Here is a 10,953-nt window from a genome sequence, read left to right as displayed (position 1 = left end):
CAAGAAGTTTTCTTAACCACCGCTCCGGTAAAAACACTTCTATACAAATTGAATAGAAGCGTCAATAAGATTCTTAACCTTTTTTTTAAGTTTTTTTAAAAAATCTCGTTTTCTAAAAAAAATCAATATCTTACTCGATATGCATCCTCCAAATAAAAACGAAGAATCTAACCTTTCATAAAACTATCCTTTCTAAAACTTAACAAATAGTTAATTTCATTAATTAATATTAATGAAATAGTAAATATTAAACAATTTTATTAATAAATATGTTGAATAATTGACACATATTCAATTTTTATAAGTAAATTTACAATAATTACTATTTTAAATATGTATTTTTTATAGATTATATTGGAAGAATAATTTTGATTCAATTTATTTATTTAGGAAACATTAATGGCCATTCATAACATTACAAATCCGCAAAAACGCATCTCATGGGGCAGTATCATTGCCGGTGTATTTGCTGTTATTGCTGTGTATTTTGCATTAATGATGCTCAGTGCTGGGGTTATTTCCCCTCAAACTTCTGATACAGCAAGTCATATTGGTAAATCTTTCCTTGTATGGACAATTATAGCAACGTTGGTAAGTCTTGCTTTGGGCGCATTCATCGCAGGGCGTTTAGCTGGCAGCGATGGTATTATCCACGGCTTTTTAGTATGGGCAACTTCTCTTGTTATCAGTGCTATTCTAAGCTCTGTTATTATAGGAGGAGTTATTCAGACTGTTGGAACTGTTGTTGGTTCAACGGTTTCAGCAACTGGCAGCATGATTGGTGGTGCAGCCTCTGCAGCAGGATCCGGCATTGGGAAAACAGCTGATCTAGGTCAAAAAATCTTTGGACAAATGGATATTAACACCAATATTGACACCAATAATCTTGATAATGTTGATGAAAAAATCAAATCCGTTTTGAAGAAAAGTAATATCCCAACTTTGCAACCTAATTATCTTCAACAACAATTAAATGATGCAAAGAATGAGTTAACACAAACAATTAGAGATATTGGTTTTAACCCAAACCAAGCAGACACCTTGATCTCTCAACTTGTCGAAAAACTTAAAAAACGCGCGCAAACTATTGCACAGCCTATTGATCGTGAACAAATAGAAAAAACAATTGCTGATAACTCTGAATTAAACAACAAAGAAGTTCATCAAGCAATCAACAACTATATTACAGCATACAATAACGCCATTAATAAAGTTGACCAAAGAATTAATAGTTTAGAAGGCAATCTACAACATGCAAAACAAACCTATATTTCTTTGAAAAATGAAGCGAAAGCAAAAGCTGACCAAGCTGCAAAAACAATGTCCAGCATGGCTCTATGGGGTTTCATTAGTCTTGTAATTGGTGCAATCGTAAGCTCTTTGTTTGGATTATGGGGAACGAGAACTCGCGAAGATACAGTTTCTCAGTCATAAATTGTTTACTTAATATATTATTGTATTGAAAATATTATTAAGGGGAAAATATCTTATATATTTTCCCCTTAATAAATTTAGAGCCTATTTTTGCTGATAAGGATAGAATTTATTTGCTTTGAGTTCACCTTCAATTTCTTCTAGAGATTTCCCTTTGGTTTCTGGAACCAAGAAAATAATAAAAATCACTGACACAATAGAAATCAAGGCATATAGCCAGAATGTATATGTCGCTCCAAGTGCAGTGACTAAGCTTAATGTTGTTAAAGTAACAATCAAATCAAAGAACCAATGGCTAAATGATCCTAATGCTGCGCCTTTACCGCGGACAAATAACGGATATACCTCGGCATTGATTAACCAAATACAAACACCAAACCCCCCACAGTTCAACATTAAATATGCTGCAAGACAAACAACAACCATGATTTTACTGAAATCTGTTTGAGGGCCTGCGCCCATGAACAAAAACCCCATTAAAATTAGTGCAACAATAGATCCAGGAATAGTCCATAACAAATAGCGGCGGCGACCTATCTTATCGACTAATATACTACCAACCATGGTCATAATAACAATCAAAATTGTACTACAACCTGTTCCTAAAATTGCTGCTTTTTCAGTAAAGCCTGCAGATGTTAAAATTGTGGGCGCATAATAAATTAACGCATTATTCCCTGTAATTTGCGAAAACATGGCAATCGATGCGCCTACAATCACCGCAGGCCTGATCCAAGGTTGAGCAAGATCCTTCCATGTCCCTTGAGGCTGATTAGAAACGGTATGGATCTCGTCCATTTCAGCTTGGACAATATCGCTATTTGCACGCAAGCGGCTTAAAATTGCGACTGCTTCTTGATCTTTATGTTTCATCACCAACCAACGCGGGCTTTCTGGTAAAAAGAACATACCTGCAAGTAAAATAAGTGCCGGAACAACACCCAGACCAAACATCCACCGCCAGTGATCACCTAAAACAAAACCACTGAAATAAGCCACTGTAATGCCAAATACAACCATAAACTGGAATAATACGACCATCTTACCACGATGTTCTGGTGGTGCAACTTCGGCAATATAAACAGGAATAATTTGAGTTGAACTACCTGCTGATAGCCCTAAAACAAACCGCGATAGAATCAAAAATTCTATGTTATGTGCAAACGCAGAAGCCAAAGACCCCAACGCAAACACAATACCCACGGCGACAACCATAATACGGCGCCCAAATTTATCTGATAAAGGCCCCGTACCCAAGCACCCAAATAGTGCGCCAAAAATAATTCCACCCGTTACTAACTGCTTGCTGAAATCATCCAATGCAAATTGTTTACCCAAACCAAGTAAAGCAACCCCAATCACCCCAGTATCATAACCAAATAGTAACCCACCCAAAGCAGCAATCACAGCAATGACAATGACTACACCATTGTTTTTGGACGCACGTGTATCATGATGGACAAATGTTGTCATGAATACTTCCCTATAAAATACGTTTTAAATAATATGAATTTTGAATGCGGATAAAATAAAATGTGCATACTCAGATATAATATTTTATCTTTATTTATCATTTTATATTATAGTTATTTGTTAAAATATTAAAATAATATTTACTCCATAATACAATTATCAACATATTGTGTATTAGGCAAACGAAGGTATCAACATGAAAACAAATCTGGTCTGGTTTAGAAACGACTTACGTGTTCTGGATAACCCTGCATTAAGTAAAGCATGCGAAGATAAAGATGCCTCTGTTATTGGGCTTTATATTGCCACACCACAGCAATGGAGAGCACATGACATGTCAGCCAGGCAAGTCTGCTTTATTCATGATCGGTTAATTGAATTACAAAAAGAACTTGCTGCATTAAATATCCCTTTGCTTTTTCAAACTTCCGACAATTTTACAGATAGCATCGATGAAATTGTTCAGCTATGCAAAAAACATGCCGTTGATCAAATTTTTTATAATAATCAATATGAATATAATGAACGTAAACGAGATCGTTTATTAAAAGACAAATTAGACTCTGATATCAAATGCTTTGAGTTTGATGGAAACCTCTTTAGCACTCCCTTGACTGTTTTAAATGGTCAACAACAAATGTATAAAGTCTTTACACCTTTTCGAAATGCATTTTTAGATCTATTTATACAAAACATTCCCAATATACATAGTAAACCTGAACCTAGAAAAAAATTAACAATAAAAGCAAATAAAATCGCGGCGCTTGATTATCCCAAAGAGGATTATGATTTTTTTGTTCCTGATATACAAAAAGCTTTGGAAAAACTTGAAGAATTCTGTGCTGAAAAAGTTGAAGATTATACCGAGAAGCGTGATATTCCTAGCCTTGACTATACCAGCCATCTTTCCGCTTATCTCGCATTAGGGGTGATATCCGTCAGACAATGCTTCCAATATTTGGTTCAAGAATATCCAGACTTTTGGGAAAAACAAAAAAGTGGCGCATTTACATGGTTTAACGAGCTGATTTGGCGGGAATTTTATCAGCATTTAATCGTCGCTCACCCTTATTTATGCAAACACAAACCATTCATTGATTGGACGGATCGTATCAAATGGAAAAATAACCCAGACCATTTCGAGCAATGGAAGACAGGAAATACTGGGTATCCTATTATTGATGCAGCCATGCGACAACTCAACCAAACAGGCTGGATGCATAATCGATTACGCATGATTACAGCCAGTTTTTTAGTTAAAGATTTACTGATTGATTGGCGTTGGGGTGAACGCTATTTTATGTCACAACTTACAGATGGGGATTTAGCTGCCAATAATGGTGGTTGGCAATGGGCCGCATCTACTGGAACGGATTCCACACCTTATTTTCGCATTTTTAACCCAACCACCCAAGGGCAACGCTTTGATCCCAAAGGTGATTTTATTCGACAATGGATACCTGAACTTGCAAAAGTACCAGATAAATTTATTCATGAACCTCATATATGGGCAGAAAAAAACGGAAAATTGATTGACTATCCTCAACCTGTCGTTATTCATGATATTGCCAGAAAAGAAACACTGGAAGCTTTTGAAGCAGCTAAAAAAAGCGCTTAGTCTGTTATTGTAGTGTATCAACATACACTACAATAATATTAATTCAGTTAGTTTACTTTTTTCCACACACCAGAAATAGAAGTATAGGTAACATTTTGCCCTTTAGCCACTTGGACAGTCGTATTATTCATATACAAAGTCGTGTTATAACCAGCTTTTTGATCAATTGTAATAGATTTCCACGGCAAACTGCTCGCACTAGGAAAAGAAACTTTAGGAGACCATTTTCCATCTTGCATCTGAATAACAATCAAGTTTTCGCCTGATAAAGCAGTTTTAAGTTGATCTTGTGTAATTTCTTGCCCATTCGTAACCGCGATAGAAGGTGCGAAAGGAGAAGGAATATTTTTCAAGTCATTAATTGTATTTTGACAGGATGAGGTATTGCATGAAGCTTCCACTATATAGGGATCGTTACATGCACCGTAAGTATAGGTTGTTTGTCTGGCAACAACAGTATTATCTGCGATTGGATTTTTAAAAACCGCATTTTCGGCTCCCATAGTATAACATGTGGGTAATTGTTGATTGCCCTGACTGTATTCTTCTACAAAACCTGAGGATGCATACAATTTACCATATGTACTAGGCACCTCAATTTGCGCAATTTGCGTCGATTTATTGTCATTTAGATCAGTTACGGTCCCAGTAACAATATTTCCATTTTTACTGACATCTAATCGATAGGCATGCCCTACTGCCCAAGGATAAATGAGTTCACATTGCACACCTGTGCCCTCATGTCCAAAGTTATTACATTTTCCACTTTTCCAAGAAGAAGCACCCCAAATTGAGTAATTAACTGCCTTCACGCCACCACTTCGGTTTTGCAAACCAATATATGCACCATCTCCACCTTTAAAAAAAAATTGATTTGCCCAATAATAATGCGACTTGGTTCCACCGTCTTGATTGATTTGTTGAAAGAAAGACATTTTCGTATATTGACCATTAAATGGCCACTGGTGGTTAATGGCGACTATTCCCCCTGCAACAACAGCATGACTTGCATGACTAAACAAACCTAACAAAGGTAATGTCAATAAAATTAATAATTTTTTCATAATAATATCCAAAATAATTATATAGTTTAAAATAAAAGTTAAATAAAATTTTTCATTATGATAATTAATTATAAGTAATATAACTGTATTACTTATAGTATAATTAGAATAATACATAATATTTTAACAATTTATTATGAAAATAACAATTAAAAAGCGAGTTATTCTTTAAAATAACTCGCTTCTTGGTTGAAGAATAGTAAAAAATCTATTTTAAACTATGGTTCTTCTGTTTTATATTATCCTTGAATTATTAGCCCTTGATCGTTTGCACTGACAGGGATAGTTTCCCCGTCAAACACATTGCCTTGCAAAATCAACTCTGCTAACCGATCTTGTAAATTACGTTGAATGACTCGTTTCAAAGGACGAGCACCATAAACAGGATCGTATCCAGCTTGCTCTAGCCAGCTATGGGCTTTGTCATCAAGATTTAATTTAATCTTACGATCAGCCAAGAGACTTTGTAAACGACCTAGTTGAATATCAACAATCTTCGCCATATCTGCTTTTTGTAAACGACTGAAGAGAATAATTTCATCCAAACGATTCAAAAATTCTGGACGGAAATGTGAACGCACGACCTTCATCACTTCGGCCTGAACCATATCGGTTGTTTCACCATCTGGTTGATTAGCTAAAACTTCAGAACCAAGATTACTGGTTAAAATAATCATCGTATTTCTGAAATCAACGGTACGTCCTTGACCATCCGTTAGGCGACCATCATCAAGCACTTGCAGCAAAATATTAAAGACATCTTCGTGCGCTTTTTCAACTTCATCAAACAAAATGACTTGATAAGGGCGACGTCTAACCGCTTCGGTTAACACGCCACCTTCTTCATATCCAACATAACCAGGAGGCGCGCCAATTAAACGAGATACAGCATGTTTTTCCATAAACTCGCTCATATCAATTCGCACCATTGCTTTCTCATCATCGAACAAGAAATCAGCCAATGCTTTGGTTAGTTCTGTCTTACCGACCCCTGTTGGGCCTAAGAATAAGAACGAACCAATTGGACGATTGGGATCTTGTAATCCCGCACGCGCACGACGGACTGCATTAGATACAGCTTTCAATGCAGCCTCTTGGCCAATGACACGTTCACGAAGCTCATCTTCCATACGAAGTAATTTCGCACGTTCACCTTCCAGCATTTTGTCGACTGGAATGCCTGTCCAACGTGAAACGACCCCAGCAATCTCATGATCGGTCACGGCTTGAGAAACCAGCTGCCCAGCCTCTGGATGTTCGTTGTTCTTGCTTTGTGTATCTTCAATTTGTTTTTGCAAATCAGGAATGGTGCCATACATCAACTGAGACGCTTTGGCTAAATTCCCTTGACGTTGAGCAACTTCGACTTCAGAGCGCGCTTGATCCAATTGCTCTTGTAATTTCTGCACTGCATTAACTTGCTCTTTTTCTGCATGCCAAGCAGCCGTCATTGCATCAGATTTTTCTTCCAATGCAGCGATTTCACTTTCTAAGGTTGCCAAACGTTCTTTACTGGCAGAATCTTCCTCACGCTTCAGCGCTTCACGTTCAATTTTTAATTGAATTAAACGACGATCAAGTTCATCCAAAGCCTCTGGTTTACTATCAATTTGCATCCGCAAACGACTGGCAGCCTCATCAACTAAATCAATCGCTTTATCAGGCAAGAAACGATCTGTAATATAGCGATTAGATAACGTAGCAGCGGCAACCAAGGCACTATCTGCAATACGAACCCCATGATGCAATTCATATTTTTCCGCAATACCACGCAAAATAGAAATTGTATCTGCAACCGTTGGTTCACCCACAAATACAGGTTGGAAACGACGGGCTAATGCTGCATCTTTTTCAATGTATTTACGATACTCATCCAATGTCGTCGCGCCAATACAGTGTAATGTACCACGAGCTAATTCAGGTTTAATTAAGTTAGACGCATCCATCGCCCCATCAGAGCGACCAGCCCCAACAATCGTGTGCATTTCATCAATGAATAGGATGATTTTTCCTGCTGCTGTTTCGACTTCTTTCAAAATCGCTTTTAGTCGTTCTTCGAACTCGCCACGGTATTTAGCACCAGCAACCAAGGCTCCTAAATCCAAAGCCAATAATTGTTTATTTTTTAGTGCTTCAGGCACGTCTCCGTTAACGATACGAAGCGCCAAACCTTCCACAATTGCGGTTTTACCCACACCGGGCTCACCGATCAACACGGGATTATTTTTGGTCCGACGTGCAAGCACTTGAACGGCACGACGAATTTCTTCATCACGCCCTATCACAGGATCAAGCTTACCTTGACGTGCAATTTCCGTCATATCTCTTGCATATTTTTTCAACGCATCAAAAGAAGCCTCGGCATTCGCACTATCAACCTTTCGACCCTTACGAATAGCGTCAATTGCATGGGATAAATTTTGTGCAGAAACACCATTTTTCTGCATCGCATACCCTGCAGGCGTATCAGAGGCTGCAATTGCCAATAATAGACGGTCTTGAGCAACATACGAGTCACCTGCTTTGGTGGCTTCTTGTTCAGCACTATCCAAGACACGAATAAGTTCTGGCGTTGCTTGAGGTTGCCCAGCCCCACCGCCTTGCACTTTTGGTAAAGATTCCAAAACATGCTCAACCGCACCTTGAATAATTTTCGGATCACCACCAGCAGCACGAATTAATGACGCTGCAGCCCCTTCATTATCATCTAATAATGCTTTTAATAGATGTTGAGGGGTTAATTGCTGATGAAATTCACGAATAGCAATCGTCTGTGCAGCTTGCAAAAAACCTTGTGACCGTTCGGTAAATTTTTCTATATTCATATTTTTTTGTCCCTTTATTTTAGGCGACAAGCCTATATTTTCAATAACGCCCCTATCATTAGGCAACGTCTCTAATCATTATAAAATAGGTAAGTATAATTATAAAAATAATAAGAGCTCTTCTAAAGCATCAAAATGATCATTTTGACCTCATCTCTATTATTTATTCTAGTAAAGAAACCTTTCATCCCTTCTACTGTGTTTAATATACATCAAATATCATCATGAATGAAGAAAAATATTATTCAATATCAATTTTTTTAACAGTATCTTTATAGATATCCTACATAATCATCTTAATGATAATTATTGATCTAATTTAATCGATGATTAAAACTTTCTGACATATTCACCCAAAAATAATGACATATGACAAAAAATCTGCCAAAATGTTAAGAACGAAAATCATTATTAATATTTTGGCCATTTTTATTATGAGCATATTCAGTTTAAACACTTCATCCCCTGGGAAAAGTTGCATCGTCGATCACATCGAAGATTTACAGACTCCTGATCCTATTTCAAATCGTTTACGCGATTTAGGTTTTGTTTCAGGTGAAACCGTTAAAGTTATCGCTTTTGGTCCATTTGGCGCAAATCCAATTGCAGTACAAGTTGGCTCCACCCGTTTTGCCTTGCGTCGCAATGAAGCCGCAAGAGTAATTATTCGTGCAGATTCATAAAATAATGACAAATTTAAACAAAAATAATTATTCAAGAATAGCTCTGGTTGGTAATCCAAACTGTGGAAAAACTGCCTTATTCAATCAACTTACAGGCAGTCGCCAAAAAGTTGCCAATTATGCTGGCGTTACCGTTGAACGTAAAGAAGGTCGCTTTACCAGCCCCCAAGGGCGCGCAATCACCATCATCGATCTTCCTGGTGCCTATAGTCTAAACGCAACCAGTCCTGATGAAGAAGTAACGCGCGATATGTGTATGGGCAAATATCGCAATGAAGCAGCCCCTGATGCATTAATCTGCGTGATTGATGCAACGAATTTACGGCTTCATTTACGTTTTGCCTTGGAAATTTGCCGTCTGAAACGACCAACAATTATCGCGATGAATATGAGCGATATCGCCAAAAGACACGGCATTGAAATTGATATTCCTAAATTAGAATCACTTTTGGGCGTGACTATTGTTCCGACGATTGCGACTCAAAAGGGTGGAGCTAAAACATTATTAGACGCTATTGACCAATCATTTAAAATTCCAACAATTGAATTAACCGATGAAACAGACTTACATGTTGAAGTCAGAAACCTTCTCCTTGAATGTGTAAAAAATACCTCTCAGACCTCTACTGCTTTTAATGAGAAAGTTGATCGCTGGGTTTTACATCCAATTATTGGCCCGATTATTCTTTTAGTTTTACTTTTTATTATGTTCCAAGCTGTATTCTCTTGGGCTCAGCCATTTATGGACGGAATACAGGATCTGACAACATGGCTAGGGCAGCAAATTGCACATTTACTTCCTGACGGTATGTTACAAAGTTTGATCGTCGACGGTATTTTTGCTGGCGTAGGAACAACTTTTGCTTTCCTTCCTCAAATCTTGATTTTGTTTTTATGGATTTTATGTTTAGAGGAATCTGGATATTTACCCAGAGCTGCATTCTTACTGGATCGAATTATGGCGTCTGTTGGGTTAAATGGACGGTCTTTTATTCCTCTTCTCTCTAGCTTTGCTTGTGCTATTCCTGGGATCATGGCAACCCGTACTATCCCTAGCGCAAAAGATCGCTTGGTAACCATTCTGATCGCTCCCTTAATGACTTGTTCAGCACGCTTGCCTGTTTATGCGTTGTTAATTGCAGCCTTTATCCCACATAAGACAATAGGATATATCTTTAACTTACAAGGTTTGGTGCTGTTTGCATTATATTTCCTCGGAATTGCTACAGCATTTTTAGTTGCGCTTATCCTTAAAAAAGGCAAGAGCAGCTATGAAAATTCGCTATTGTTAGAATTACCCTCTTACCGTTTTCCAAATATACGCTCCATTATTTTTGGCTTATGGCAACGCATTGAAATCTTTGTTTCCCGCGTTGGGAATATCATTTTAACCGTTAGTATTTTGTTATGGGCTTTATCAAGTTTTCCCAAACCACCTGCCGGAGCAACTGGACCTGCTATTGATTATAGTTATGCAGGCATAATCGGACATTGGATTCAACCATTCTTTGCACCAGTTGGATTTAATTGGGAAATTTGTGTTGCATTAATTTTGGGACTAGCTGCACGCGAAGTCGCCATTACCTCACTTGCAACGGTTTATGCTGTCGGTGCTGTTGATACAGATGCACCGACACAGCTTATTCACTTTTTATCTTCACAATGGAGCATCGCAACAGGCCTTGCGTTTCTGGCATGGTACGTCTTTGCCCCACAATGCTTCTCTACACTTGCTGTGATAAAAAAAGAAACTGGCTCTTGGAAAATCGTTATTGGAACCACCGCTTATCTGTTCTTCTTGGCTTATTTTAGTTCTTTTGTCACATGGCATGTCGCATCATTACTCTTTAAATAGG

7 protein-coding genes are annotated in these 10,953 nt (G+C 37.7%); 4 read left to right on the top strand and 3 right to left on the bottom strand.

Features of this window, described 5'->3' with window-relative positions:
• Positions 1-399: 399 nt before the first annotated feature.
• Positions 400-1,434: a TIGR04086 family membrane protein gene (locus PQG54_RS11585; protein WP_271790684.1), complete on the top strand. Its 1,035-nt coding sequence runs from the start codon at positions 400-402 to the stop codon at positions 1,432-1,434.
• Between the two features lie 84 nt (positions 1,435-1,518).
• Here the strand turns inward: PQG54_RS11585 and PQG54_RS11580 are convergent, their stop codons facing one another.
• The gene (locus tag PQG54_RS11580; RefSeq protein WP_271790685.1) at positions 1,519-2,907 is read right to left on the bottom strand and encodes a sugar porter family MFS transporter; all 1,389 of its coding nucleotides are present in this window, start codon (positions 2,905-2,907) and stop codon (positions 1,519-1,521) included.
• Between the two features lie 196 nt (positions 2,908-3,103).
• Here PQG54_RS11580 and phrB point away from each other — a divergent pair, with 196 nt between their 5' ends.
• Entirely contained in the window at positions 3,104-4,525 is a 1,422-nt protein-coding gene (gene phrB / locus PQG54_RS11575) for a deoxyribodipyrimidine photo-lyase (protein WP_271790686.1), read from the top strand.
• Between the two features lie 47 nt (positions 4,526-4,572).
• Here phrB and PQG54_RS11570 read toward each other — a convergent pair whose 3' ends face one another.
• Complete coding sequence (locus PQG54_RS11570) at positions 4,573-5,589, bottom strand: DUF3472 domain-containing protein (RefSeq protein WP_271790687.1); 1,017 nt, start codon at positions 5,587-5,589, stop codon at positions 4,573-4,575.
• A 239-nt stretch (positions 5,590-5,828) separates the two neighbouring features.
• A complete protein-coding gene (gene clpB, locus PQG54_RS11565; RefSeq protein ID WP_271790688.1) occupies positions 5,829-8,414 on the bottom strand; it encodes an ATP-dependent chaperone ClpB in 2,586 nt (861 codons plus the stop codon).
• A gap of 434 nt (positions 8,415-8,848) precedes the next feature.
• Here clpB and PQG54_RS11560 point away from each other — a divergent pair, with 434 nt between their 5' ends.
• Together PQG54_RS11560 and feoB are read left to right on the top strand one after the other, a co-directional pair.
• Positions 8,849-9,097: a FeoA family protein gene (locus PQG54_RS11560; RefSeq protein ID WP_271790689.1), complete on the top strand. Its 249-nt coding sequence runs from the start codon at positions 8,849-8,851 to the stop codon at positions 9,095-9,097.
• Positions 9,098-9,101: 4 nt separating this feature from the next.
• A complete protein-coding gene (gene feoB, locus PQG54_RS11555) occupies positions 9,102-10,952 on the top strand; it encodes a ferrous iron transport protein B (RefSeq protein WP_271790690.1) in 1,851 nt (616 codons plus the stop codon).
• Position 10,953 lies beyond the last annotated feature (1 nt).

The organism is Commensalibacter communis (assembly GCF_947179015.1).
Classification (GTDB): Bacteria; Pseudomonadota; Alphaproteobacteria; order Acetobacterales; family Acetobacteraceae; genus Commensalibacter; species Commensalibacter communis.
The sequence above is the reverse complement of the archived record's forward strand: the minus strand, read 5'-3'. Positions and strand labels throughout refer to the sequence as shown.